This is a genomic window from Moraxella equi (assembly GCF_002027555.1).
In the GTDB taxonomy this organism is placed as follows: domain Bacteria; phylum Pseudomonadota; class Gammaproteobacteria; order Pseudomonadales; family Moraxellaceae; genus Moraxella; species Moraxella equi.
Genome location: NZ_MXAP01000097.1, coordinates 23,978 through 49,372 on the forward strand (window position 1 = coordinate 23,978; position 25,395 = coordinate 49,372).

39 protein-coding genes are annotated in these 25,395 nt (G+C 43.3%); 34 read left to right on the forward strand and 5 right to left on the reverse strand.

Annotated features, from left to right (window positions below):
- Positions 1-4: 4 nt before the first annotated feature.
- Genes B5J93_RS09435 through B5J93_RS09445 form a run of 3 tightly spaced genes read right to left on the reverse strand, consistent with a single transcriptional unit; the run spans position 5 to position 1,342 of the window.
- Complete coding sequence (locus B5J93_RS09435; protein WP_079326161.1) at positions 5-355, reverse strand: hypothetical protein; 351 nt, start codon at positions 353-355, stop codon at positions 5-7.
- Positions 352-612, reverse strand: coding sequence for a hypothetical protein (locus B5J93_RS09440; protein ID WP_078275377.1), 261 nt, complete (start codon positions 610-612; stop codon positions 352-354). Before B5J93_RS09440 ends, B5J93_RS09435 begins: the two co-directional genes overlap by 4 nt.
- A 25-nt stretch (positions 613-637) precedes the next feature.
- Positions 638-1,342 (reverse strand): LexA family protein, encoded by a 705-nt coding sequence (locus B5J93_RS09445; RefSeq protein ID WP_079326162.1) that lies wholly within the window; start codon positions 1,340-1,342, stop codon positions 638-640.
- Positions 1,343-1,468: 126 nt separating this feature from the next.
- Between B5J93_RS09445 and B5J93_RS09450 the strand changes: the two genes are divergently transcribed.
- From B5J93_RS09450 to B5J93_RS09510, 14 genes are all read left to right on the forward strand, one after another.
- Entirely contained in the window at positions 1,469-1,663 is a 195-nt protein-coding gene (locus tag B5J93_RS09450; protein ID WP_079326163.1) for a hypothetical protein, read from the forward strand.
- 81 nt (positions 1,664-1,744) lie between these two features.
- Positions 1,745-2,461 (forward strand): Rha family transcriptional regulator, encoded by a 717-nt coding sequence (locus B5J93_RS09455; RefSeq protein WP_079326164.1) that lies wholly within the window; start codon positions 1,745-1,747, stop codon positions 2,459-2,461.
- Positions 2,458-2,775 (forward strand): hypothetical protein, encoded by a 318-nt coding sequence (locus B5J93_RS09460; protein ID WP_079326165.1) that lies wholly within the window; start codon positions 2,458-2,460, stop codon positions 2,773-2,775. The genes B5J93_RS09455 and B5J93_RS09460 overlap by 4 nt, the downstream gene beginning before the upstream one ends.
- On the forward strand, positions 2,772-3,224 hold the full coding sequence (locus B5J93_RS09465; protein ID WP_079326166.1) for an HNH endonuclease: 453 nt from the start codon (positions 2,772-2,774) through the stop codon (positions 3,222-3,224). The genes B5J93_RS09460 and B5J93_RS09465 overlap by 4 nt, the downstream gene beginning before the upstream one ends.
- A complete protein-coding gene (locus tag B5J93_RS09470; RefSeq protein ID WP_079326167.1) occupies positions 3,221-4,195 on the forward strand; it encodes a replication protein in 975 nt (324 codons plus the stop codon). The genes B5J93_RS09465 and B5J93_RS09470 overlap by 4 nt, the downstream gene beginning before the upstream one ends.
- Positions 4,188-4,796 carry a hypothetical protein gene (locus tag B5J93_RS09475; RefSeq protein ID WP_079326168.1) on the forward strand — a complete coding sequence of 203 codons (609 nt, stop codon included), beginning with the start codon at positions 4,188-4,190 and terminating at the stop codon, positions 4,794-4,796. Before B5J93_RS09470 ends, B5J93_RS09475 begins: the two co-directional genes overlap by 8 nt.
- On the forward strand, positions 4,793-5,185 hold the full coding sequence (locus B5J93_RS09480) for a VRR-NUC domain-containing protein (RefSeq protein ID WP_079326169.1): 393 nt from the start codon (positions 4,793-4,795) through the stop codon (positions 5,183-5,185). The genes B5J93_RS09475 and B5J93_RS09480 overlap by 4 nt, the downstream gene beginning before the upstream one ends.
- A 47-nt stretch (positions 5,186-5,232) precedes the next feature.
- Complete coding sequence (locus tag B5J93_RS09485; protein ID WP_143823524.1) at positions 5,233-5,685, forward strand: hypothetical protein; 453 nt, start codon at positions 5,233-5,235, stop codon at positions 5,683-5,685.
- Positions 5,682-5,864, forward strand: coding sequence for a DUF968 domain-containing protein (locus B5J93_RS09490; protein WP_079326171.1), 183 nt, complete (start codon positions 5,682-5,684; stop codon positions 5,862-5,864). Before B5J93_RS09485 ends, B5J93_RS09490 begins: the two co-directional genes overlap by 4 nt.
- Before the next feature lie 117 nt (positions 5,865-5,981).
- On the forward strand, positions 5,982-6,272 hold the full coding sequence (locus B5J93_RS09495) for a hypothetical protein (RefSeq protein ID WP_079326172.1): 291 nt from the start codon (positions 5,982-5,984) through the stop codon (positions 6,270-6,272).
- Positions 6,269-6,754, forward strand: coding sequence for a recombination protein NinB (locus B5J93_RS09500; RefSeq protein ID WP_079326173.1), 486 nt, complete (start codon positions 6,269-6,271; stop codon positions 6,752-6,754). The genes B5J93_RS09495 and B5J93_RS09500 overlap by 4 nt, the downstream gene beginning before the upstream one ends.
- Positions 6,755-6,890: 136 nt before the next feature.
- On the forward strand, positions 6,891-7,046 hold the full coding sequence (locus B5J93_RS13555; protein ID WP_158080726.1) for a hypothetical protein: 156 nt from the start codon (positions 6,891-6,893) through the stop codon (positions 7,044-7,046).
- Complete coding sequence (locus B5J93_RS09505; RefSeq protein WP_079326174.1) at positions 7,043-7,342, forward strand: dATP/dGTP diphosphohydrolase domain-containing protein; 300 nt, start codon at positions 7,043-7,045, stop codon at positions 7,340-7,342. The genes B5J93_RS13555 and B5J93_RS09505 overlap by 4 nt, the downstream gene beginning before the upstream one ends.
- Positions 7,323-7,715, forward strand: a complete 393-nt coding sequence (locus B5J93_RS09510) for an antiterminator Q family protein (protein WP_158080727.1) — start codon at positions 7,323-7,325, stop codon at positions 7,713-7,715. The genes B5J93_RS09505 and B5J93_RS09510 overlap by 20 nt, the downstream gene beginning before the upstream one ends.
- Before the next feature lie 116 nt (positions 7,716-7,831).
- Here B5J93_RS09510 and B5J93_RS09515 read toward each other — a convergent pair whose 3' ends face one another.
- On the reverse strand, positions 7,832-8,041 hold the full coding sequence (locus tag B5J93_RS09515; RefSeq protein WP_079326176.1) for a hypothetical protein: 210 nt from the start codon (positions 8,039-8,041) through the stop codon (positions 7,832-7,834).
- 349 nt (positions 8,042-8,390) lie between these two features.
- Between B5J93_RS09515 and B5J93_RS09520 the strand changes: the two genes are divergently transcribed.
- From B5J93_RS09520 to B5J93_RS09595, 16 genes are all read left to right on the forward strand, one after another.
- Positions 8,391-8,660 (forward strand): hypothetical protein, encoded by a 270-nt coding sequence (locus B5J93_RS09520; RefSeq protein WP_143823525.1) that lies wholly within the window; start codon positions 8,391-8,393, stop codon positions 8,658-8,660.
- 339 nt (positions 8,661-8,999) lie between these two features.
- On the forward strand, positions 9,000-9,743 hold the full coding sequence (locus B5J93_RS09525; protein WP_079326178.1) for a KilA-N domain-containing protein: 744 nt from the start codon (positions 9,000-9,002) through the stop codon (positions 9,741-9,743).
- A 345-nt stretch (positions 9,744-10,088) separates the two neighbouring features.
- The gene (locus tag B5J93_RS09530) at positions 10,089-10,625 is read left to right on the forward strand and encodes a terminase small subunit (RefSeq protein ID WP_079326179.1); all 537 of its coding nucleotides are present in this window, start codon (positions 10,089-10,091) and stop codon (positions 10,623-10,625) included.
- Entirely contained in the window at positions 10,603-11,811 is a 1,209-nt protein-coding gene (locus B5J93_RS09535) for a PBSX family phage terminase large subunit (RefSeq protein ID WP_079326180.1), read from the forward strand. Before B5J93_RS09530 ends, B5J93_RS09535 begins: the two co-directional genes overlap by 23 nt.
- Positions 11,811-13,082 carry a DUF1073 domain-containing protein gene (locus B5J93_RS09540; RefSeq protein ID WP_079326181.1) on the forward strand — a complete coding sequence of 424 codons (1,272 nt, stop codon included), beginning with the start codon at positions 11,811-11,813 and terminating at the stop codon, positions 13,080-13,082. Before B5J93_RS09535 ends, B5J93_RS09540 begins: the two co-directional genes overlap by 1 nt.
- A complete protein-coding gene (locus B5J93_RS09545) occupies positions 13,036-14,811 on the forward strand; it encodes a phage minor head protein (RefSeq protein ID WP_079326182.1) in 1,776 nt (591 codons plus the stop codon). Before B5J93_RS09540 ends, B5J93_RS09545 begins: the two co-directional genes overlap by 47 nt.
- 76 nt (positions 14,812-14,887) lie before the next feature.
- A complete protein-coding gene (locus B5J93_RS09550; RefSeq protein WP_158080728.1) occupies positions 14,888-16,036 on the forward strand; it encodes a DUF2213 domain-containing protein in 1,149 nt (382 codons plus the stop codon).
- A 2-nt stretch (positions 16,037-16,038) separates the two neighbouring features.
- On the forward strand, positions 16,039-16,497 hold the full coding sequence (locus B5J93_RS09555) for a structural cement protein Gp24 (protein ID WP_079326184.1): 459 nt from the start codon (positions 16,039-16,041) through the stop codon (positions 16,495-16,497).
- 1 nt (position 16,498) lies between these two features.
- Positions 16,499-17,479, forward strand: coding sequence for a major capsid family protein (locus B5J93_RS09560; RefSeq protein WP_079326185.1), 981 nt, complete (start codon positions 16,499-16,501; stop codon positions 17,477-17,479).
- Positions 17,480-17,556: 77 nt separating this feature from the next.
- The gene (locus B5J93_RS09565; RefSeq protein WP_079326186.1) at positions 17,557-17,778 is read left to right on the forward strand and encodes a hypothetical protein; all 222 of its coding nucleotides are present in this window, start codon (positions 17,557-17,559) and stop codon (positions 17,776-17,778) included.
- Positions 17,775-18,158 (forward strand): hypothetical protein, encoded by a 384-nt coding sequence (locus B5J93_RS09570; RefSeq protein ID WP_079326187.1) that lies wholly within the window; start codon positions 17,775-17,777, stop codon positions 18,156-18,158. Before B5J93_RS09565 ends, B5J93_RS09570 begins: the two co-directional genes overlap by 4 nt.
- A 72-nt stretch (positions 18,159-18,230) precedes the next feature.
- Positions 18,231-18,596 (forward strand): gp436 family protein, encoded by a 366-nt coding sequence (locus B5J93_RS09575; RefSeq protein WP_079326188.1) that lies wholly within the window; start codon positions 18,231-18,233, stop codon positions 18,594-18,596.
- Positions 18,593-19,027 (forward strand): phage tail terminator protein, encoded by a 435-nt coding sequence (locus tag B5J93_RS09580; RefSeq protein ID WP_079326189.1) that lies wholly within the window; start codon positions 18,593-18,595, stop codon positions 19,025-19,027. The genes B5J93_RS09575 and B5J93_RS09580 overlap by 4 nt, the downstream gene beginning before the upstream one ends.
- Positions 19,028-19,082: 55 nt before the next feature.
- Positions 19,083-19,826, forward strand: a complete 744-nt coding sequence (locus B5J93_RS09585) for a phage tail tube protein (protein WP_079326190.1) — start codon at positions 19,083-19,085, stop codon at positions 19,824-19,826.
- Positions 19,827-20,049: 223 nt separating this feature from the next.
- Positions 20,050-20,454, forward strand: a complete 405-nt coding sequence (locus B5J93_RS09590; RefSeq protein WP_079326191.1) for a hypothetical protein — start codon at positions 20,050-20,052, stop codon at positions 20,452-20,454.
- Between the two features lie 63 nt (positions 20,455-20,517).
- A complete protein-coding gene (locus tag B5J93_RS09595; RefSeq protein ID WP_079326192.1) occupies positions 20,518-20,742 on the forward strand; it encodes a hypothetical protein in 225 nt (74 codons plus the stop codon).
- Between the two features lie 117 nt (positions 20,743-20,859).
- Here B5J93_RS09595 and B5J93_RS09600 read toward each other — a convergent pair whose 3' ends face one another.
- On the reverse strand, positions 20,860-21,438 hold the full coding sequence (locus B5J93_RS09600) for a LexA family transcriptional regulator (RefSeq protein WP_079326193.1): 579 nt from the start codon (positions 21,436-21,438) through the stop codon (positions 20,860-20,862).
- An 88-nt stretch (positions 21,439-21,526) separates the two neighbouring features.
- Between B5J93_RS09600 and B5J93_RS09605 the strand changes: the two genes are divergently transcribed.
- The 4 genes from B5J93_RS09605 to B5J93_RS09620 all read left to right on the forward strand — a co-directional run.
- A complete protein-coding gene (locus B5J93_RS09605) occupies positions 21,527-21,733 on the forward strand; it encodes a TA system antitoxin ParD family protein (protein WP_079326194.1) in 207 nt (68 codons plus the stop codon).
- Positions 21,726-22,280: an antA/AntB antirepressor family protein gene (locus B5J93_RS09610; RefSeq protein ID WP_079326195.1), complete on the forward strand. Its 555-nt coding sequence runs from the start codon at positions 21,726-21,728 to the stop codon at positions 22,278-22,280. The genes B5J93_RS09605 and B5J93_RS09610 overlap by 8 nt, the downstream gene beginning before the upstream one ends.
- Complete coding sequence (locus B5J93_RS09615) at positions 22,277-22,465, forward strand: hypothetical protein (protein ID WP_079326196.1); 189 nt, start codon at positions 22,277-22,279, stop codon at positions 22,463-22,465. Before B5J93_RS09610 ends, B5J93_RS09615 begins: the two co-directional genes overlap by 4 nt.
- A 54-nt stretch (positions 22,466-22,519) precedes the next feature.
- Positions 22,520-25,395: tape measure protein (locus tag B5J93_RS09620; RefSeq protein ID WP_143823526.1), on the forward strand; the 2,876-nt coding region annotated here is incomplete at its 3' end.

A 25,395-nucleotide genomic window follows, 5' to 3' on the forward strand; every position in this document is an offset into this window, starting at 1 on the left:
CCATTTACACATTTGGCAACACAAAAGGCGGGTGGGTGGATAGTCCAACCAAGACAATCCTGTCATCAAATCTTTGGTAGTGCAGGACATATTCGCTCGTCATATCGCCATCATCGCCCACATACTCGGGTATGCCAATATGATAATGCCAAAGGCAATGTTTTTGGGCATAAGCAAAATCCGCTCTTTGCTGTTTGGTGCGTAGACTTTTGGGGATGGACGGCTTGTTACGCCCTATTAGCCCACGCAAGCCATACTGACGAACATAAGACACAAAGGCTAAAATGATTTGCCTTGTCTCATCGTCAAATGTCGGCATACAAGCCTTGAAATTGTCAGAAAATTCTACAATCATACGCTCGCCAACCATTTATCAAAACTTGACAAATCTTTCAATGCCCAATCGGGTATAGGAGTAGAACCACTTTTGATTGATTTGTCCAATTTTTCAACATCAAAATGATGTTCATAAAACCAGTCATAATAGGCTTGCTCATTAGGGTCAAAACGACTTTGTAGGGTGGCTAAGGCAAGCTCTTCAGCTGTTATGCCCTGTGCTTGGGCGGTGGCAATAATCATCTGTTCAATGTGTGGGGGAATGTCTAATATCATCTTTTGTCTCCATCAAAATTTAGGGTTAATACTTCACCCATTTTCCCACCACTTTACCCACAAGCTCCCACTCGCTTTTTGGGGTCATGCGTTGCTCGTGCCAGTCAGGGTTTAGGGGTTTTAGGTACATATCTGCCGATGTCTCGCCCATGATAAGCTGTTTAAAGGTTGCTTCATGGTTGCCATTTTCACGTACCACGACCAAATCGCCATTTTTCAAATCCCACACATCAAAGTTCGGCTCAACAAATATCACTTCATCAGGCTTAAATTCGGGCATCATGGACACGCCACGCACTCGCAGGCAAAAGCCGTCTGCTGATAGATTGGCAGGTCTGGGCAGATACTCGGTATCTTCATCTAGCCATTCCACCACATCGGACGCACTCCATGACCCCGCCGCCACCCAACTGATGATAGGCACAGGATTATTCACGGACAAAAAGTCGCTTGGCTCAACTTCGCTTTGACGGTTTTCTATGGCTTTGATTCTTTGGCGAAGTTCATCAATGGTGGGCTTGGCGGTCATCTCGCCTTGTCCTGTGGCGAGCCAGTTTGGGGTTACCCCAAATAATTGAGCGATTTTTACCAAAGAATCTGTTTTTGGCACATTTTGACCGCTTAGCCATTTTGCAACCGCTGCCGTGGATTTTCCTGTGGCTCGGGCAATATCAGCCTGTTTCAAGTTTTTCTCATCTAATTTTTGTTGAATACGGTCATGTATCATCATCTCAAAAACCCTTTAAAGTTGGGATATGTTAATTTATGTTAGCATATTTTTTATAAACTTAGGTTTACTTTTTTCTAAAAATGTGCTAACTTATGTAACTAATTTTTATCAACTAAGGTTAGTATAATGACTGTACAAGATTTAATGGATTTTTATGGTTGCAAAACACAATCGCAACTTTGTGAAAAAATTCAAATCTCAAGAGTTGCCCTATGGAAATGGAAAAAGCAAGGTATTCCATTTCGCACGCAGGCGAGTTTTGAAGTAAAAACCAATGGCGAGCTAAAAGCCACCCAAACAAAAACCCCTAGCAGTCACTAGGGGCGGTGTCCATCGTTCGGATTAACTTTTTTGGAAGTTACAACGGACGGTGTCATTCTAACAAACAACGGAGTCTATTATATGACAAATTTACCCCAAATTCAAGGCAATTTTCAAAAGATGTCAAGTCGTGAGATTGCCACATTGTGCGAAAAAGAACATCGCCATGTATTGCGTGATATTGATACTTTAAATGAAACCTACGAAAAAATGGGGTTGCCCAAAGTTGGGCAAGGGTATTACACCACGCCCAACACAGGCAATCAGCAATATCGTGAATACTTATTGACCAAAGAGCAGTGCATTGACCTAATTACAGGCTATCGTGCTGATGTGCGTATTCGTATTAATCGTCGTTGGCAAGAGTTGGAAAAAGCAACAAGCCTTGTTTTGCCCGATTTTTCAAATCCTGCTGAAGCAGCTCGTGCATGGGCTGCTGAATTTGAAAAGCGAGAACAAGCCGAAAAAGCCAAAATCGCCCTAGAACAACAAGCCAAACTAGATGCCCCCAAAGTTGCTCATTATGACCTTGTGGCTGACCGTAAGAACCTAGTCAATGCTTCACAGGTTGGGGCAAAGGTCGGACTGTCGGCGGTCAAACTAAACAAGCTACTTGATGACTTTGGCGTGTATAACAAATCCGTCAAACGCAACGCACGCACCTTTAATTTATGGTTTATCGCCAGAGGTCTCGGCGAGATGAAACAAAGCGAAGCAGGGTATGACCAAGCCCTATTTACGCACAAGGGCGAAGCATGGGTGATTGAGAAACTTGCTAATGAAGGGGTTGTCGCATGATTAAGCAATACTCTGACTACTACCGCCCCAAAGGCACGCCCCAATCGATCATCGATGAATGGATAGCCGAGCATGGCATATCCGAAATCACAAAAATCAAAAAGCCCAAAAGAAAAAAGACCAAAGAGCAGACCGTCCGAGCGGTCAAAAAGCTGTTAAAAAAACAAGGCGTGATTAGCATTGATGATTACATCGCCTTAAATCCTGCCAATATGAGTTTGCGTGAAGTGATTGATATCTTACGCCAAAATACAAATTGGACTTTTGGCAAGACCTTACAAGCAGGTTTTAAAATCATGGGAGAGAAAAAATGAGCTTCAAAGCAATGCACCCAAATCAAGCAAGAGACAACAGTATTATTTCGCAGATGAGTCAAAATGAAATCATCAAAAAAATAGAGAAAGGCTCTGTTAGCTTTACTGGTCATTTCAGACATGAATTGTGGAAGTCTCATCATAAAAAATGTGCTTATTGTGGTATAGATTTAGAGTCTGTTTCGGATATGCGTATAGACCACTTTATTCCAAAATATAAGGTGCTAGACAATAGTGTTGAAAATCTAATTTCATCTTGTAAGCGTTGTAATTCAATTAAAGGTAAAAGTGATATGGATTATTTTAGATTTTCATTAGCAGTTTCTAATTCTGTTCTTTACGGTATTATCCTACCAAATGTCGCTAAAAAATTGCTTGATATTGGTATTGAACTACCTATTGTTGAAAAACCTTTTTATTTTGAAACTCTGCTAGGTGGTGCAAAATGAGCAAATTCATCGCAAACAGTTTTCAGCTACCAAACGCATTCGTTGATGAGATGCTTTGCAAGCTTAGCGGTAATGCGTGCAAAATATATTTGCTCATCGTCCGCAAAACCCGCGGTTGGCACAAAGAAGCTGACCGCATCAGTTATTCGCAAATCCAAAAATATACTGGAATAAATCATCGTGCAACAGTCAGCAAAGCAATCGATGAATTACTAGAAATTGGGTTAATTTCTGTTCAAAAAGGCAATGAAAAATCAATGAGCGAATACCGCTTAAATGATGATTTTTGTGGTTCAAAAAATGAACCAGTCAAAAAATGCACTAGTTCAAAAAATGAACCAACTGGTTCAAAAAATGAACAAGAAGCTGGTTCAAAAAATGAACATACAGAAATACATTATATTAAAAACACTAAAGAGAAATACAATGAGTATGACACGCACACGCACGAGACGCAAACTGATGAAAATCATCAAAATGCCAAAAAACCAAAAACGACTTCATCGGTTAAAAAATCAAAATCATTAAATGATAAATTAACTGCTGATGATTTGATGAATTTAAAATTATCTGATTTTAATTTCTCAAATGATGATTTTGAAAATATTCCAAATTTGGGCGATTGGTTATTTGATAATTTGGATTATCAAGTGGTGAATGATTTTATTGCCACTAGAAAAACAAAATTAACCATCACAGCAGTTAAAATGATTGTTAAGCAATCTGCTTTGGCAAATATCAATTTAAATTCTGCGTTGGAATTTTGTATTGATGCAGGTTGGCAAAGTTTTAAAGCTGATTGGTATTTTAATCGTCAGCAACCGAAACAAACTCATTTTAATCAGCAACCAACAAACAGAATGGATGAATTACGGCAGTTAGCACAAAATGCCCCAGTCAATGAATTTGGCGATTTCCCATTTGAGCAAAATTTTCATCAACCAGCCACTATTGGAGTCAATCATGAATAATCTAACCCCCATCAGCAACGCCGAACACCTAACCGCCCTGGTTAAAGCGATTGTCCCAAGAAGTTTTGAAAAAACCTTTGGTGGATTGGCAACGGCTGAGGTTGTGGCTGGTTTTCGTTTTTGCACACAAGGACTTAACCAAGCAGAATTAAATATTGGCTTAGACAAAGTGCGTCAAATGGGCTATTGCCCTGACCCTGCTTTGTTTGCCAAATGGTGCAAGGGCATTGATGGCTTTGATAACACCGACGTCATCGCCGACAGCTACATCAGCAAAAACGGGGCATTAGCAAACATCTTGTCTTGGCTTAAAAACCACAATCACCAAATCAGCGTAGCGGAAAAACAAGCCTATGACAAAACCGCCTTTTTGTTTAATGAAATGAAATACAACGCAAAAATTGAGATAACCGCCCACAGTGCCTTCAAAGACCATTACGAGATGATTGTGCATGAACTGGTGGTAAACAAGGTCAAATGCGAGCGGTACATCGCCCCCATTGCCATCACCCACGCCCCAAGCGAGCCGTCCAAGCAATTAGCCAGTGATGAGTTTGTGCACAGCCTGTTTGGATTAAACAAAATGGATGTGTTGGCATGAGCGAAGACAGTGAACAAAAAGCCATCATCACATGGGCAAGATGGCAAAAATGGGCAGATGGCAAACTTGCTGACTACCTGCACCACAGCCCCAACGGTGGGGCAAGAAGTGGGCGAGAAGGGGCGAATTTTAGACGAATGGGAACAAAGGCAGGGTTTCCTGATTTGTTTTTATTTATCCCGCACGGGGGCTATCACGGGCTATTTATTGAGCTTAAACGTCCCAAAGGTCGGACAAAAGACGGCAAAACACGACAGGCAGGCAAAGTATCGGATTTGCAACAAGCGATGATTGACCGCCTAAATGCACAGGGTTACAAAGCGGTGGTGGCGTATGGGGCAACTGGGGCAATTGATGAGATTAAGGCGTATTTGGAGGCTACAAAATGAGCAAAAAACCCAAAAAACAAGATGATTTTAGACGTGAGATTAAAAAAATGATTGAGAAAATTTTAGAATTGCATAAAAAGTCAAAGCCAACTGTTACAGAGACAGATGGTTGTTTTCAAATTGGTTGCCATTTGCAAGAATTTTACAAACTGCTTACGGTTATTATTGGCATTGACACCAGGGGTCATAGTTGTCGCAATGGTGTTCTTATCAACGCCAAGAGATATAAAGATTTAACTCCCTTTATGTTGAAATATACACAAAACTTTACCAAGGGCGAAAATGCAGAAGTGTTGCTATATCTTTGCAATCAAATTATTTCGGCAGTCGGTGTGGGCTATGCGATGGGGTTTGATATGGAAAAGGCTTTAAATGAATTGGTAGAGCATTATGGCAATACAGGCTTTGAAAATGGCGAGATTGTAGAAACCAGTGCGGATGAATGGATGAAATTACGCCAACTATTAGAGCCTTATGCCAACAAGGATGAAAAAAAATGAACCGACTTGACCGCCTAAAATCCCTGCCCTGTGTCCAATGCCACGCCCCACCACCAAGCGACCCTTGCCACGCTAATTGGGCAGAATTTGGCAAGGGAATGGGGACTAAGTCCGATGATGAGTACACTATTCCATTGTGCCGAAAATGCCATCAAGAGTTGGACACTTATCAAGGATGAAACCGTGAACGGGCTAAGGCGTGGTTTTTGAGAAAACTTGAGTTTGTTAATTCTGTGTTAAATGAGCAGGATAACCCAACTGAGAATTTATTTTAATTTATTTTAAAGGTGTTTGTTATGATGATTATTTTTTGGATTGTTTGTTATTTAATTAAAGCCTACTTGATTTATTTGGTTTATCAAGATATGAGCGGGTTATTTGCTTTGCCGATTTTGAATTATATTGAAATGTTATTAATCTTAAACTTTGGGTTAATGATTAAATGTATTTTATGTAATCCTAGCTATGCGGATTTTAGTGTCTATAAAAAATTTACAATAGCAGAAAAAGTAACTTTGGGTTTTTCAAATGTGCTTATTATCTTAATGCTTGCTTCACTTCATATTCTATATCAAATTTTCTTATGAAAAATCAATCCTACCGCCTTATCAATGCCGATGTTGCCGAGAACTGCTTTCAAGCGATTCATCAAGCCGTAGCGGACAACCTAAACACACCGCATAATGTCGTGGTAACGATTGGCATTGATGACGACAAGGCACGAAGTAACGCACAGAATCGCATTTATTGGAGCTGGTTGCACGAACTAGAAAGCCAAAATGGGCAAGATGATGAATGGTGGCATATGTTTTTTAAACGCTTATTTTTGGCTCGTATTTACGCACGAGATGATGGCGAATTTGCCGAGATGGCACAAAGCATTAAGCGGTGTAAGGGTGTAATCAATGACACGCTTTATGAAAATGTCGCAATGAGTGTGATTAAAAATATCAGCACAACAAAGGCAAATACCAAACAATTTGCCGAGTATTTGACAAAGATTGAATTATGGGCGGTGGCGAATGGCTTTAAGGTTACGACACCGCAGGAATTGGAGTGGGTGAGATGATTCGTTTATTGTTTTTGGTTATTGGTTTCTTTGTTGGCTATCAATATGCCCATTTTTATATTGCCAACGAATGCGAAAAGTTGGGTGGTTTCTTTGTTGGCAATAAAATTTATGAATGCAAAAGGGTAATTAAAAAATGACTTACTACACAAACGACAAAGGCGATATTGCCAAAGTGATTGATTATGACCGAAAATCAGATACGGTAACGGTGGTCATCAATGACAAGGCGGCAGTTATGGCGTGGGACGAGTTTATTAGCGAATTTAAGAAAATTGGAGTTGAGAGATGAGCGGACAAAAACACGACAGCCAAAAGCCAAGATTTAGCCTACTACCGTCCACCCCTTTGTGGCAGGTGGTGGCGGTCTTAGAATTTGGGGCGAACAAGTATGGGATGGATAACTGGAAAACCGTGCCAAACGCCCGTGAGCGGTATTTTAACGCCTGTCATAGGCATTTGAATGCGTGGTGGGCAGGCGAGATGGTAGATGGCGAGAGTGGACTACCGCACCTTGCCCATGCTGTTTGTTGTTTAATGTTTTTGATGTGGTTTGATGGGGTGGACGATGAAAAACTTAATCCGTGAATGGGGCATATGGTCAAGGCATAGCGGCTATGATAAGCACAACACGCCCCTGCTTGCCTTTATGCGTGCCAATGGCGCAGTAAGCTATGGCAGCTACAATGAGCCCAACATCACAGACGAAGAAGCACTAGCGGTGGATAAAGCAGTGTGCAAGCTTCGCCGTGAGTATGTGGTGCTGTACAATGTGTTGTTTGCCCATTATGTACTTGGCTGGAGCTATCGGCAAATATCAAGGCGGTATTTAACCCCCTTAGAATATCCGCATCAAGTGGGTATGGATGATACCGACAGTAGGAAGCGGTTTGTGCATCATTCGGCGGTGGCAAGAATGCTTGAGCAGGCAAAGCGCATTGTGTATAAAAATATTCATTGATAAAAAACAGCCAGACAACCTAAAAAATACCACCCTTGCCGTCTTTGCCTCCAATGCGATTAGTGCTTGGATAAATAAGATTAAATGACCTTGGCAGGGTGTGGAGAGTGTACCAATCAAGCCCCTTGTTCTAAGCGTTTGGCATACTCGATGATGGCTTGCTTTATCGCCCCTGCACGGTTGCCGTTGTGGTGGGCTTTGATTTTTTGTAGGGCTTCATAGGCTTCGGTGTCGTATTGACCTAGTAGCACTCGCACATCTTCTAGGGCTTTGTTGGTATTTTTTTTGATGGCGTTTAATTGAGCTTTTGATGTCTTAATTGTCATAAAATACCCCTTGATTTTTTCAAATTAAATGGCATAATAAAGATAAGGAGTGGTTAAGGGTTAGCCCCCTAACCAAACCCCCAGTAGTTGCCGCTACTTTCGGGTTACCTGTTTAATACGCTGGTGTAGCGATTAAGAGCAGGATTATTAGGGCGATGATTTTGACTAGTGTGGTCATCGTCCAACTCCTTATGTTTACCGCTAGTGCTAGTCACTAGCACCTACCTAGCAACCCTTGCTAGATAGCACATATTATATATTGACTTAGATAATTTGTCAATATATATATCTAAAAAATCCGCTCGTTTTGGGTGGATTTTTTTATTTGACAAAGGGCGAATGATGGGCTATGATATACCCACATCGGCACAATCCGATGTCAGAATTGGCGTTCTGGAATATACAAGGCGATAATATTATGGATAATTTAACTTATCTAAACCAACTCAATGAAGTCGTTAAACTTAGCCAACACGACCCAGAGCGGGCAGAAGAAATGATGGTTGAAACTGAACCTATGGACGAGTACAGAATGATGTATGAAGTCATTGCAGGTTATGTGAGACAACAATACGAGAAATATTTGGAACGCATAGCACAAATGGACAAGGAAAATTGATAAAAAATTTTGATTGACCCAAAAAACCGCTTGACTTATCAAGTGGTTTTTTGTATTATGTATGCAAGGTGTCAGAACCGAACAACATAGCGTTAATCGCCCACGAAAGACAGGCGATTTTTTATGCCTAAAATTTAAGAACACCAAATTTGGTGTCCTTAAAATTCAAAACAAGCCCTTTCAAGTTTCACTCCCAGAATTCTAGGATTGCAAATTATGTTAGGGGGGCGGAGAAATAAGGTAGCAATACACGAATAATCCCAGCCGTCTATGTTCGGCTTCTGAACCCCCTAGCACCCTTTACAGGGTAATTTCAGAAAGTTAACATAGGAGTTCGTAATGAACTTAATTATCTCTATCCCTACCCAAGCCGACTTTATCATCAATCAAGTTAATGGCTTGTATTCTCTAAATGATTTGCATAAAGCCAGTGGTAGCGAAGAAAAACACAAGCCATTTCGCTTTCTACGCAACCAACAAACCCAAGAACTCATTGCTGAAATAGAAAGCGAAAACGCCATTGCCTATCATACGGTTGTCGGTAAAGGCAAACAACAAGGCAGTTATGTTTGCCGTGAGTTGGTCTATGCTTATGCAATGTGGATTAGTGCCAAGTTTCATTTGATGGTTATCCGTGCCTTTGACCGTATGACCAAAGGCGAACATATTCCCTGCCTTGGCAAGCCCCAATCCAACACGCTATCTGACAAAGACTGGACAAACCTAAAACGCCTTGTATGGCTGTGTGAAAACAACTTTAAAATGCAAAAATCCGCAGGATTTGCCATTTGGGCAAGGTTAAGAGCGGTAACAGGGGTCAAAAGCCCACAGAAATTTAGCCGTGAACATTTGCCCATTATTGCTAGCGAGCTTGAACGCATTTTTAGAATGAGTGAGCAGTACAGCCGAGCAATGCAAGCCACCGAACGGCTGATTATCCGTAATGTGCTAAAATATGGCGATGATGAGCCGATGGAATTTTTCCTATTAGAAATGGTAGAAAAAGCCACCGACTACAGCCAAGCCAAAGCCGAGCGGTTGCCTGCGTTTTTTGGCAAAGAATTGTTAGAATTGGCTGCCTAACCACAATCTTAAAAAAACACCCTACACGGTTTGACTGTGTAGGGTATCTGTGCTTGCCGTCGTAGCCAAAAAAATAGTTAAAAAAACCCTTGATTTTTGCGACAGCAGGGGGTATAATTATGGCATACTTGAAAAAAGCTGCAATCTAAACGGTTGTGGCTTTTTTGTTGGGCAAGATGGTAAGTCCGAATGACTGTTATTGTGTAGCGAGCCGTTACGCCCAACGCCTTTAATGGGTTGATTGTATGTCAAATTTTATGCGTGAATGTCATCGCTTAATTAGCGAACAATCTGCCAAAGAGTTGGCAATTTTAAATAAATATATTTTTAAAAGGAGCGTAAGCAATGGCGAAACTTACGCCAAAACAACAGCGATTTGTTGATGAATATTTGATTGACCTAAACGCCACGCAAGCCTGTATTCGTGCAGGGTATAGCGAGAAAACCGCAGAACAAATGGGGTATCAGCTACTTCAGAAAACTTCAGTTCAGACTGCCATCCAACAAGCAATGAACGAACGCCAAAACCGCACTCAAATCAACGCTGATTATGTCTTAAATCGTTTGGTGCAGATTGACCAATTGGACATCGCCGACATCTTGGACGAAACAGGCAATTTTAAGCCGATTTCCGAATGGTCAAAAGAATGGCGGTTAAATCTATCATCATTTGAGATTGTAGAAAACGCCACAGGCGGATTTGTTAAAAAAATCAAATTCCCCGACAAAGTCAAAAACCTAGAATTGCTTGGCAGACACATTCAAGTGGGGGCGTGGTCGGACAAAAAAGTCGTGGATAACATCTCATCGGACGGCTCAATGAGTAAGCCAATTTTTAACATTGTCGGGGTTGCCCCAAATGCAGATACAGACACCGACTAAGCTATTGCCCGCCTTTGACAACCTATCACAGGCTATTTATGATACCATTGTCATGTATGGCGGACGTGGTGGGGCAAAATCGCAAGCCCTTGCCAACCTTGGCATATTAGAAAGCTACATTGATGACGGTGTGATACTGTGTTGCCGTGAAGTGCAAAAATCTATCAATGACAGTATTTTTTCTATGCTGGTCAGTGCCATTGAGCGACTGGGCTTGCTTGGGGATTTTGAGATTTTTAAGCATGAGATTACCAACAAAAAAACAGGGGCAAGGTTTATCTTTGCAGGGTTAAAACACAACGTAACCGCCATTAAATCTATTGATCGTCTGCGTGTGGTGTTGGTGGACGAAGCTGAGAACGTCTCGCAGGGCAGTTGGGATATTTTATTGCCCACGCCCCGTTATGGCAACACACGCATTTATGTGGTGTTTAACCCACGTTTTGCAGATGACCCTACTTATCAAATTTTTGTCAAATCGCCCCATGACAGCAAACTTGTGATAAAAATCGGTTGGCAGGACAATCCGTGGTTTCCTAAGTCGCTGGATAATGTCCGCAGGCGTGATTTATTGGGGGACATGGGGCGGTATCGCTGGATTTGGGACGGTGAGTTTTTGCAAATATCCGATGCCAGTATCTTAGCTAAAAAGATTGTCAGTTATGAGTTTAGCCTTGATAAAACTTTTGGCGAGCCGTTGATTGGCGTGGATTGGGGGTTTAGTAATGACCCAACCGCCGTGGTCGAGTGCTATGTCAAAGACAACGTGCTGTATATTTATCACGCCAATAGTAAAGTGGGGCTTGAGCTTAACGACACCGCCGAATGGCTATTAAAATCCGCCCCTAATATTGCGACATTTACCAGTCGTGCCGATAACGCACGCCCCGAGACGATAAGCAAGGTCAAGGGCGAAGGCGTGCCACTTATCAAGCCTTGTCATAAGTGGAAAGGGTCTATTGAAGACGGTATCGCTTACTTACAAGGGTTTCGCCAAATCGTGATACACCCACAAGCGGACAGTTGCCGTGCTGAACTTGTGGCATATAGCTTTAAAAAAGACCGCTTTGGCGAGATTACTGCTATCCCCGATGACAAGGACAACCATTATGCCGATGCCTTGCGTTATGCGTTAGAACCGCTTATCCGTGGGCGTGGTAAATCTGTTTTTGATGTGGTGCAATAATGCTAAAACAATTATTACAAATTGCCGATAGTACCCTTGTCAATTTGGTATCAAAACTGGGTACAAACCAAGACAAAGCAAGCCATGATAGGTTTGCTTTTTTTGTGCCAAAATCGGTGTATGAGCTTGATAATATCTATCAATCCGACTGGGTGGCGGGCAAGATTATCAACCGCCCCACCCAAGATATGTTCCGTAAGGGCTATTATTTTACAGGGGTAGCAGGGTCATCATTGACACGACTCAATGCCGAGCTAAAACGGCTAAAAGCCGATACGCATTTGGCACAGGCAGTCTCATGGGCAAGGCTTTATGGTAAGGCGTATATCTTACTTGCTAGCCATGATAACGATGATTTGACCAAGCCACTAAACACCGCCAAAGGGCTAAGTTATATCAAAGCGTTGTCGGTCAAGCAGTTATCGCCAACATCGGACTATCTACCTGCTTCACAGGCAGGCGGGTTTTTTGATAAACCTAGATTTTATCAAATCCACAATCTACAAAATACGCTAGGCTTGGTACACCATAGCCGAGTACTCGTCATTGAGTGGCAAGACGGGGTGTCGGTGCTACAAAAAGTCTATGATGAGCTGTTGCGTTTTGCAAAGGTGAATAACAATGCGTCAAGCCTTGTCCACGAAAGCAAGATTGATGTGATAAGAACGCCTGATTTGGCAACACAGATTGAGATGAACAGCGACAACGTCTTTAAGCGTTTTTCTCTGGTCAATATGATGAAGTCAAACAACGGTATGCTTGTCCTTGACAAAGAAGAAGAGTATGACAGCAAGGCATACAGTTTTGGTGGATTGCCTGAGCTGATGCGTGAATTTGCCATACAGACCGCAGGGGCGTGCGACATACCTTATACGATTTTGTTTGGGCAGTCCCCTGCTGGCATGAACGCCACGGGCGAACACGACACAGCAAATTATTATGACATGGTGGCAAGCTATCAGAGTTTGTATTTAAAGCCGTTGTTTGATGATTTATTGGATATTGTGTGTGGGTATTTGGGGCTGACGGCTGATTTACACTTTAATCCGCTTTGGCAGATTGACGAAAAAACCTTGTCAGAAGTGGAAAAAAACCACGCCGAACGCCACAAGATTTACCTTGAATTGGGGATTATCACAGAGTCCCAAATCGCCAAACAGCTTGTTGAAGAAAAGACCTACACCGTGATTGATGACACTCATATCAAACTTTTGGAGCGGTTAAATGCTGACTCAATTGCAACTGATTTTAACACAGGCGACACGCCATAAAAAAGGTCGTAAAGGCAAAAGCCGTCCGATTTTTGTGTCAAAAAAAACCGAAGTGCTGTATTTGACCGCCCTAAATGGGTTGATTGATGAAATGCACAAGGCGACCCTTGATGAGCTTAATGTCATCATGACACCGCACATTGGCGATGGCGTGGCGGTGGCGGACGGCTTATTTGACCGCTTTACAAGTGCTTTTGCCAACTTTTCTAGGCAAATCAAAGACAAGGTGGCAAGCCTTGCCGAACAAATCGCCAAAAAGATTGTGGGCGAGCAAAAAAAGGCAAGCGATAGGCAGTTGTCTGATATGCTATTTAAGCAAACAGGCATTGATTTGACAGGGATAATGAACGATGAAGACATTGAGCAAGCAGTCAATGAAGCGATTGGGGCAAACGTTGCCCTGATTAAGTCAATCCCTAAGCAATACCTAGACAGGGTAGAGCTGGCGGTGCTGACAGGCTTACAAAATGGCGAGCTAAATAAGACATTGGCAGACGAATTACAAAAAATCCACAATATCACCAGAAACCGTGCTGAGCTGATAGCTTCCGACCAATTAGCCAAAATCAATAGCCGATTGTCGCAAATCCGCCAACAACGGCTAGGCATTACGCATTACACTTGGCGGACAAGCCGTGATGAGCGTGTACGCCATAGCCACCGCCTAAGGGACGGTAAACTCATCGCATGGGACAATCCACCAGATGACGGACACGCAGGGCAAGCGATACGTTGTCGCTGTGTGGCAGAGCCTTATACCGAGCATTTATTGGGCGGAAAATCGCCTGAGGAGGTGATGGCGGAGCAGGAAGCTGTTAAGGGCGGTGCGGATTTAAATTCCCAAATTGATAAAATCCTAAAACAACAACAATCCGCCATTAAATCTGTTTTGGCAAACTCATCAAGTTTAATCACTGATAACATGGGCGATTTAACGAGATTGGATTTGCCACATGGAGTAGATGGTGCAAAAGGTTGGACGGGTGGTATTATGGGTTTGAGAAAGTCAGAAAGACTGATGAAACGCCTGATTGCCGAAGGTAAAGAAATTCCGCCAGCGTGGGCAATTCATCACTGGTCAATTGACAGTAGTTATTTGGTGGATAGATATCGCAAAAACCCCTTTTTGGCAGATGATAAACGCCTTGAGATGAAAAATGCAACTGATAAAGCAGAAAGTTTAATAAAACAACTGTTTTCTGATGAAAGGGCTGTGATAAAAGAACCGATTGTTCTATTTCGTGGCGTTGGATTGCCACAGGAACAGGTTTCTTTAATTGAGAAAACACTCAATAAAGGGGGTACGCCTGAGTTTGTGGAACAATCTTACAATTCAAACACTCTCAAGCTTGATTTGGCAAAACAGTTTGCAATCGGAGCAGTAAAGCATGGTAATATTCCAGTTATTCACAAAACTCTTGTCAAAAGTGGTGTAAAAGGAATTGACATTACTGAATTAAATTATTATGATGAGCAAGAAATACTACTACAAAATAATTTAGTTCGTAAGGTTGTTTCTATGCAACAAGATAGCAATGGCGTGATTGAATTAACATCAATTATCGAGCCTAACCATTCTTATATTGGCGATAGTAAATCCAACCAATACTTTGAAGAGGAGGTTAGCGTTTACTTTCCAGATGACCCGCATTTAAATAAGGTGGCTGGTACTGTGGCAACTTTGCGTATAGGCACTGGTAAAATTTCCGACATTCGCTTAGATGATTGATTTAGCCCTGTCATACAGGGCTTTTTTATTGGCAAACCCAAGTTTTTACTTGGGTTTTTTTATTGGAAAATGGGTGATGAAACTTTTTCAAATTATTGACCTAAAACCCACAAAACGCATCAAAACCCCACAAGGGTTTATGATTTGCCAAGGCGTAACTTTGGCAAAACCTATGGTTAAGCAGTATTACGCAGGCGAGATTGGCGAATTGGACGGCTTTACGCCTACCGACATTGTCAATATCTACACCCCTGCTGACGTACTGTTTAGTGAGCAGGTCATTGACGGCTTTATGGGGGCGGACGTTACCATGCACCACCCAGACGGCAATCAAATCAACGCCAACAATTATAGACAACACGTCATTGGCACCGCCAAAAATGTGCGTGAAGAAAATGGGTATTTGGTGGCGGATTTGATTATCAAAGACAACTGGGCGATTGATGCGATTGAGTATGACAACGTCCGCCAAATATCGCTTGGCTACTCGGCAAGCCTTGACATGACAAACGGCACAACCGACACAGGCGAGAACTACCACGGCAAGTGGCAAGCCATGGAAGCCGACCACATCGCTGTGGTGCGTGAGGGGCGTTGTGGGTCGGACTGCTACATTGGCGACAGTAATTTTAACCTAAACTTTAACCGTGAGGATTTTATGAAAGTAAAAATCGGTAATCTTGAATTTGACGTGGGCGATAACACGCTTGCCCAAGCCATTAACAATCAAACGGCAGAATTGACCGCCCTACAACAAGGCGAGATTAACATTGGTGATACCGCCTTTAATTTGAGCGAACACAAAGCCATGCAAGCCACGATTGATAAACTGGTGGCGGATAAGCAAGCCTTGCTTGACGAAAACGCCACGCTAAAAGCCAATCAAATCACACCTGAGCAGGTGGAAAAGTTGGTGGCTGACCGTGCCAAGACCCTTGACGATGCCAAAGCCTTAAATCCACAAATCGTGGCGGACGGCAAAACGGTGGAACAAATCAAACGTGAAATCGTGAGTGCAAAAGCAGATGAAGCATTGGTCAAAGCCATTGTGGGCGATGTCAAGACGGCAAGCCAAGCGGACATTGACACCGCCTTTAAAGCACTGGTGGCAACAGCTGACCGTCAAACGGTGGCAACTGATACCTTGCTTGCCGATATGAATGTGGGCGATAAAAAGCCCGATGAAAAAACATTTGACAAATCAACCATGTGGAAAGGAGAGTAATTGTGTTTAATCCAGCTTTAAAAGGTGATGACGCTATCGCATTAGCAGGGCAACGGGTCAAATCCGCCCCCGAAGAAGTACTGAGCTTGCCCTTGATGGTTGAGCCAACTTATCCTGTCAAGGACGGCTCACCCATTTATCTCACCGCTGATAAAAAAGGCTGTACCACCGTGCAAAATGCCAACGCTGGCTTTGTGGGGGTGGTGGTGCTACACAACATCGGCAAGACAGGTAAAAACGGCAATGATGAAGTTTACCAAAAAGGCGATATTGTCCCTGTGATGGTCAAGGGTAAGATTTGGGCAGAGGTCAAAACCGCCGTTACTGATTTGACCGCCGTTGTCGGTGCAGACGCACAAGGCAAATTGAGTACAGCCGACACACCGCTCAAAGGCTTGCGATTTGGTCAGCCGAGCGTTGGCAGTAAAAATTTAACAATCATTGAGATTTTGGGAGTGTAAAATGGATAAAATCCAACAGATGAAACTACGCCTTGCCCCCATTGCAGGGGTCATGCAAGCCAAAGTGGGCGATGCGTTCAATTTGGACGCATTGGCAAAGCTATTTGTGCAGGTGGAAAGCTACAACGCCATGACCCCACAAATGACGGAGGCAATGAGTTACGCCAAATTTATCCCTGTTAAAAATAATTTTGGTGGCGTGGTCGGCACTTCTCATGTACTACAAAGAAAGCAAGGCGTAGGGCGTGGCAAGGCATTTGCTGGCACGGGTGGTGATATTCCGCTTGCTGAGGTTATTTATGACGAAGTGAGTTTAAACATCAAGGCAGGGGCGATTGGCTATCAGTTTAGCGTCATGGAAGTGGCAACGGCGTTGGCGATGGGGGTTAGCCTTGAAGCTGACAAAATCGCAGCCGCCCGACTGGGCTTTGAAAAACACATGAGTGATATTGCGTGGCTTGGCGAACCCGAAACAGGACTAAAAGGCTTTTATAACCAAACAGGCGTAGCAAAAACTGCTAAAACCATTGATTTTGCTACCGCCAACCACACCCAAATCCTAGACTTTTTTAACACCGTGATTTATGACGCATTGGACACGGCGGACGAAACGGGTATTGACATTGATACCATTATTTTGCCAACGTCTGTCTCTCGTGTGCTGTCTAGCCGTGTGCTTAGTGAGCATAACCCTATGACGGTGCTTGATTTTGTCAAGAAAAATAATGAGGCGGTGCTTGAAGGTCGTACCATGAACATCGTTTCAAACAAACGGGGCAATGGCGTGGGCGATACCAAAGCCGACCGTATCGTGGCGTATCGCAAAGACCCAAGTTGTCTTGAAATGCGTATTCCGCAGGAGCTACAATTCCAGCCAACGCAAGCCAAAGACCTAGACTTGTACACCCCGGGCAGTTACCTGTATCAAGGCGTGTGGCTAAAACGCATTGACAGTATGCGTTATTATGATGTCAAAAAATAAATAACCCCAAGTCCATAACCCAAACCCAAAATCGTCATGGTTTTGGGTTTTTTTACAACTTAAAAAGAGAGATGATTATGCCAAAATATCAATATGATGGTGAACATCACCGTGTGTCTATTGAAGGGATTGCCCTTATCAAAGGTATGACTGTTGATTTGTCTGATGGTGATGAGGCGTTTTTGCTAAATAGTGGCTTTGGTAAAGCCATGTTAGCCAATGGCGAGCTGGTCAAGGTGGACGAAACCGCCCCTAAGCCAAAAGCCGAACCTAAGCCCAAAACGGCAGAATCCCCATGATTACAACATCTGTTGTGATAAGCGACACCAAGCTACTTAGCCGTATTATGACTACCGCCAGGGGTTACACCGCTCGGGTACGTGTAGGCTATTTTGGCAATGAACGACATGCAGGTAAGCGACCTATTACGATGGGCAATCTAGCAGGCATACACGAACACGGCACAAGGCACACGCCAAAGCGTATGTTTGTTTATCCTGCCCTAAAAAAGAACCGTGGCAAGTACCTAAAATTGGCAGGTGGGTCATTTTTGCCGATTGTGCGTGGGCGAAAGACCGCCACGCAAACTTGGCATTATGTCGGGCAAGAAGCGGTAAAAGATGTGCAAGACTTTATGGTTACAGCAACCTTTACACCGTTATCGCCAAAAAACCATTAAGCAAAAAGGCTCATCAAGACCGCTGGTTGATACAGGGCAACTTCGCCAGTCCGTAACTTATCGGGTGAAAAAATGATTACAAGAAGTGATTTAAATGACCGCTTTGGTGAGTATGAGATTGAGCGGTTAGAGAAAAACATCAAAGACCCACAAGCGGTGAATAAAGCCATTGATGATGCGGTGCAATTTGTAAACGGCTATATCGCCAGTAATTACCGTTTGCCCCTGCCGTCCATTCCTGCCTCTGTGGAGCGAGCGTGTGCGGTGGTGGCACGGTACTATCTATACAAAGACAAACCAACCGCCACCGTCCGCCAAGATTATGATGACATTTTGGCATGGCTTAAAGATGTTGCCTCTGGCAAGGTCAAATTAGATTTTGGGGGCGATGAGCAAGAGGAAAAAACAGCATTTATTTCGGGGGCATTTGTCGCATGATTAATTATTTTGAAGTTGAGCCTGTTTTGGTTGCACACCTCACAGACAATGTGGAGGGGTTGTTGGCAGTTGATACACCCTTTGACATCGATGATATGCTGGATAACAGCAACACCACACCGTCCGTTTCGGTCATCTACTACGGCGATAGAATGGGCGAAATCTCAGCAAAGGGGGCGTTGAATGTGCAATACCAACAATGGCTCATCGTGCTAAAACTCACCGACCCTATGGCACAAGGTGGCAACACCAACAGCCTGCGTGAGCTTGCCAACCCGTTTATTTTGCAGATTTTAAAGTGCATGCAGGGTTTTGACCCTAAACTTGCTAAGTTTAAGCATTTTAAGCGGGTGGATTGCCCTGTGAATGTCGGCAGTAGTAGTGGGTTTGGCTATTTTCCGTTTTTGTTTGAGATACAGATGTTTGTTTAAATTTTTTTAATCATTAAACCGCCTTTTGGGCGGTTTTTCATTTATAGGAGCTTATATGGCTTATGAATTTTTATCCTTGCAAGGCAAGGCGAATCTTGCCCGCTTGATTGATGGCAAAGCAACAGCACTTACTGAGCTTGGCAACCTAACCGCCCTAAATATCGGTATTAGCACCGAGACCACCAAAATCAAAGAAAGCAAGACGGGCAAACGCCAAGATGTGCTGGAAATTGAAAAGGGTAAAGGGGTGACGGTTGAGATGACCATGAATGAGCAAACCAAGAACGATGTGGCGTTGGCATTCCAAGCCGAAGTTACTGAGCTAGAAGGCAGAACGGTCAGCGACACACCACTTGCCACACTCAAAGTGGGCGATAAGGTTAAACTGGATGGCTTTAATCTGTCTGAAGTCAGTCTAAAAGACGATAACAGTAAGCCATTAGAAAAAGGCAAGCATTATACGCTTGATGAGAAATTTGGTGTCTTGACCGTCTTGTCATTAGATGACATTGCCCAACCTGTCAAAGCCACTTTCACCGAAGGGGCGATGAAGTCTAGCGTGATTTTCAGTTTGCCCGCCAATGCTGAATACTACTTTTTATTTGAAGGTGTCAATAGCATTGACAACAAAAAAATGGCGGTGGAATTGTGGCGATTTAAGCCATCAGCCAATGGTAACATGGGTTTTATTAATGAGGAGCTGGGCGAGCTACAAATCAATGGTTCGTGCCTTGCTGACACCAAAAAACAAGAGGATGCTAAACTTGGCGGACTTGGTCGTATCGTGTACCTAGACTAAACAAGCAAAAACCCCAAACTGTGGCGGTTTGGGGTTTTATTTTCAATCTTAGCAAATCGAATGAGGTTATTATAACAAATGTCTGAAATTATTGCAATGGTGGCTGGTATGTTAGAAAAATACGAAAATTCGCCAAAAGTGAGATTTTTGATAAATTGGCTCGTGGTGTGTCTAACCATTTTTGTATTGGGCGGATTTATCAACGCAATCAAATGGTGGTAACATGAGACTTATCAACGAAAAAACAGGGCAAACCATTGAATTGCCTTACGATTTATACCCCATTGATGACCTAAACTGGTCAGCGGTGGTATCAAAGACAGACTACACGCTCACAGGGGCGTTGGACGTGCAACAAGGCACCAGAAAGGCAGGAAAGCCTTTAACCCTGCAATCACAAGATGACATGGGCGTGATTACTCGTCAAGTGGTCAATGAGCTACACGAATGGGCAAATCTGATTGAAACCACGTTTATCATGGAATATGAAGCGGACGGACAGACCAAAAAAGTGAGTGTGATGTTTGACCATAGCCAAACACCGATTGAGGCAACACCGCTAAAAGAGTTTAACAGCCCCAATCTTGATGATTATTTTAGGGTGGTGCTTAAGTTTTTTACGGTTTAGGGGGTTGCATTCTATTGTGAATTGTTTATAATATTAACATTCATTCACAAAAGGGCAACAGACATGGCTAAACAGATAGAACAAACACTTGCATGGTGTGAGAATTGCAACAAAAAAACATTGCACTACAAAGAAACCAGAAAAATCAACTGGGTTATGCACATTTGCCTATTGTTTGTCGGTATCGGGTTTATTACCTTACCGCTTGCATTGTTTGGTAAGGCAATGACAGCAGATATTGGTGGCGGAAGAAAAGGTTCTTGTTCACAATGTGGCTATGACAACTAATTATTATAGTATCTAAAAAACCCACTCAATGAGTGGGTTTTTTAGTAAGCAAAAATCCCAAAGACGGAAAAAATGCGTGAAATCGTTATAAAAAAACGGTCTTATGACCGTTTAGTGTTATAAAAACCCTTGTCGAAAATCCACCCTGCCCAAGATTTTTACTTCTGATGTGTTCATTGTGAAATCGTGGTAGAGTGGATTGTCTTTTTTAAACAACAATTTGCCATCATCGGCAGGATATATGCGACAAACAGATTCAATGCCATGTATTTCTACCAAATACAAATCCCCATAGAATAAGGGAGACAGAGTATTAACAAGCAACAAATCCCCATCTCTTAACGTAGGAAACATTGAATCGCCATAATATGTGTAAACAATCGTATTTTTGGGGTTGCGTTGATGGTGGTGTGGCAAAATTATTTTTTTACCGTCATTACCAATATATTCAACCAAATCATCATCTCTGTCACCCCAAGAAGACAACATTATGTGGGGGGTGTTGAAAAATTCGTGTTCATTTAACCCCAACACTTGCAAAATCTTGATAAGTGTGGCTTGGCGTGGCTTTGAGTTGCCAAGCTCATAGTCGGATATTTGTTTTTGGGACAGACCAACACGACCAGCAAGCTCGCTTTGGCTAAGTTGCTTGTTTGAGCGATGGTGCTTGAGTGCTTGGGCAAAATTTTTGGACATAAAAACCCCTTGACAATAGTTTTAATAAGTTTTAAAATACTAAAACTTAGTAAAACTTACTAAGTTAAGGGCAAAAATAGGAGCTATTATGTACACCTGTTCTTTTGATGATGAACTTACAGCGATTGTAAAACGCCAAGCCAAGATTGAACATCGTTCTATTCGTGGTCAGTTTGTTCACTATCTCAAACTTGCCTTAATGCAAGAAAACTTACTAAACGAAAAAGCAGACACCGTCCGCCAAGATGAAATGTCTGCTTTAAACACAACCGTTATGGAGATGTCTAATGACTAATGTACCACAAAAGCCCCTTGAAAATCAAGGGCAATTTGTAACCGTCTTTAATGGCGAAATTAACCAATCTGCTGAAATGTTGTGCAATGCTCGTGATTTGCATAAATTTTTGGGTGTGCAAACTCGCTTTAACGATTGGATTAAAAGTCGTATTTCTGAATATGGCTTTGTCAAAAACCAAGACTACGTTAGTTTTACTGAAAATTTAGTAAAACCCAAAACTGGTAGAAAAAGCGTTCAATACCACATCACCCTAGATATGGCAAAAGAGCTTGCAATGGTTGAGAAAAATACCAAAGGTCGTGAAATCCGCCGTTACTTTATCCAATGTGAAAAGCAAGCCCTACAATCTGCCCAATCGCTCACCGCACAAATCACCCAAACGTCTATTTTGCTCAAAAATATTGACGGTAACTTATCAGAAGCAGGGCGATACTTGGCAATACATGGCAAGCAGACTAAGCCAACCTTAAAGGGCAAGCTGTCGGATTTACTCGCCAAAGCCCAACCATTTTTGCCATTTGTTGAGTTTGGAGGTGCAAAATGAGCTACGACCACATGAGTAAACACGACATTGCCTCTCTTGCCCGTGAAAACTTGCATTGGGTAAGTACGCTCATCACCCTTGCCAAGAAAAATGGGGCGTATAGCGAAACCTTGCTTGACATTGCCGAGTATCTGTCAGACACGCATTACTGTGACTTTGACGAGATGGCAAACGAGTTTAAATAATTGGTTTTTTTACAAAACCGCTCCAATTGGGGCGGTTTTTTTATTGGAGTTTTTATGGCAGATTTAAGTTACGACATTGCGTTTAAGAGCGACACTAAGGGCATTGAGACCGCTGAACAAGAGATTAAGCAGTTAAAGGAGGGGCTAAATCAGACCGCCCAAACAACCAAAACATTTGCACAGGCGGTGGCTAATATTGGCACGGGTCGTCAAGGGCTACACAATATCAATGAGCTAATCAATACAATTGAGCAGGCTGGGGGTTCGGTTACCAATTTACGACAACGTTATGAACAGCTTGCCAACTCTTTTGATAATTTAAATACACGTGAACAAGGGCAACAGGTACGCCGTTTACGTGAGTATTTTGAAAGCCTTGGTACATCAATGACAGAGGTTGTCGGTAATTCTCACAAATTAGACCGTGAGTTGTCAGACACAGGCACCCAGATGCAAAAACTTGGCAAAAATGCAGGTACAGCACAAGAAAAATTACAAAAAACAAAACAGGCTACCGAACAGCTTGGCTCGGTAACAAATACCGCCCGTACAGGCATTGACAAACTATCAGGGGCGTTGGCGGCGTTGGGTATTGGCTTGGGTGTCAAAGAGCTTGCCGAGACTGCGGATGCTTATAGCACGCTATCGGCAAGGATTGCCGTTGCTGTTGGCGAGACGGGCAATGTGCAAGAGGCAATGGCAGGCGTGCAACAAATCGCCCTTGCCACCAATGCTGATTTGACCGCCACGGCTCAATTATTTGCGAAAATTCACGAAACAGGCAAGCAAATGGGGCTGACACAGCAACAAAGCCTTGATTTGACCAAAACAATCCAGCAAGCCATTAGTCTAAGCGGTGGTTCTGCCGCTGCCGCCGAAGCAAGCATTACCCAGCTATCGCAAGCTTTGGCAAGTGGGGTACTCCGTGGCGATGAGTTTAACTCAATCGCCGAGCAGTCCCCTGAGATTATGACCGCCCTTGCCAATTCGCTAAACGTAACCACGGGCGAGCTTCGCACTATGGCAGGTGAGGGCAAGCTGTCCGCTCAGGTGGTGGTAAACGCCCTGCAACAACAAGCAGGGGCGATTGAAGAGAAGTTTGCCAAATTTCCGACCACAATCGGTCAAGCCATGCAAAATATTAAAACGCAATGGCAAATCGTGGTGGGCGAGTTTAACACCGAAAGCGGGGCAAGTGCTGTTGTTGTCAAAGCCTTGCAAACGATAGGCGATAATTTAGCATGGCTAAAAAACGTCTTTAACGATGTTGGCGAAGGCATTACCTGGTTTAGCGACAAACTATCACAGATTGATGACAGCACCATTGATGAGCTAAAACGCACGCTATCGCTTGCTTATGATACCGTTAAAGACCTAGCAAAATCCATTGGCGATATGGGTGAGACGGCTTGGAGTGCGTTTAAATCGGTGCTTGATAGCGTTACACCCATGTTTACTGCCTTTACAGACGGGCAAAAAGAAGTCAGTAGTTTGGATGCAGGACTACACGCCTTACAATTGAGTTTGGGGTTATTGTCAGACGGTGCAACGGGGGTAAGCATTGCTTTTAATTTGTTGGTGGGTAGTCTGCAATTTTTGGCAGGCGGTATGTCAACACTAAGAGCCAAAGTTGCCGAGTTTTTGGGATTTGAAGACCTTGCCAAACAGTCTGAATTGGCGGCTGACCGTTTGTTTGCAGCCGCTGAAAAATCAATGGGTCGTGCCAATGAGTTGGCGTTAAATTTTCAATCAAAAGTGGTGCAAGCGATTGATGAGATTAACAAAACCGAACAACAACGCAATGCCGAAAGTGTCGCAGACCACAAACAAACCTTAGCAGACAAAACGCAGGCGTGGCAAGAGTTTTTTTTAAAGGAGCGTAACTTTTTTGCCGAACGCCAAACGCTTGAAGAGGGATTAAAACTTGCCAGACAAGCAAATGATGATGAGCGTGTACAGCACCATTTAAACGCACTAGCTGAGCTTGATAGTGCCGAGCAGGCAAGCACTAAGACACGCCAAGACCTTGAAAAGAAAAAGCATGATGCGGTGCTGGCGTATGCCGAAAGTGCCATCAAAGCCAACAAAGGCATAGCGGACGAGCAGTTAAAGGCTGAACTGTCCGCCCAAGGCTTTGCCGTGGCAATCTCAGAAGCTGGTAAGGTTAGCGTTACCGCCCTAAATGACGTGGCAAAAAGTAGCGAGCAGGTGGGGCTGTCGCTAAAAGACTCTGCCCTAAACGCCGCCAAAGGACTAGGCGTTGATGTCAAATTGGCACTCAATGAGATTAACTCTGCTTTTTCTGCCAATGCCGAGCAAGTCCGCCAAGTGGCAGACGGTTACAACGAGCTAAAACAGGCAGGTATGGACGCAGGCAGTCTGATTTTGGCAAGCCTTGACAAACTGCTTGAAGGGGCAAAAAGCCAAAAAGAGATTGACACCGTCCGCCAACTGTACGTTGAATTCGGGCGAGATGGCAAATTATCCACCGAGCAGGTGGAAAGTGGGCTAGATGCCATCAATGACAAGCTAAACAAAACCCCTGCCTTGCTTGACGAGACCGCCCGAGCGTTTAAAGAGCTTGGTATTATCAGCCAAGCCGAAGCCGAAGCAACCGCCCAAAAGCAAATACAAATGTTTGAATTGGTTAAAAATAGCGGTCAAGCCAGTAGCGAGCAGTTGCAAGAAGCCCTACAAAAAGTGCAAAAAAGCATTGAGACAAGTGGTAATGCCACACAGCAGGCGTGGCTTGACAGTCAGCAGTCGGCATTGGGGCTAAGTCAAGCCCTAGATGAGACATCAGACCGTGCCAAGCAAGTAGCAAAGAGTGCCAAAAACATTGGCGATGATGTCGCACAGGGGGTAGATAAAGGCGTTAATGAACTCAAACGCCTAAATGGTGAGATGGACAAAACAGCAGAGAGTCTGGT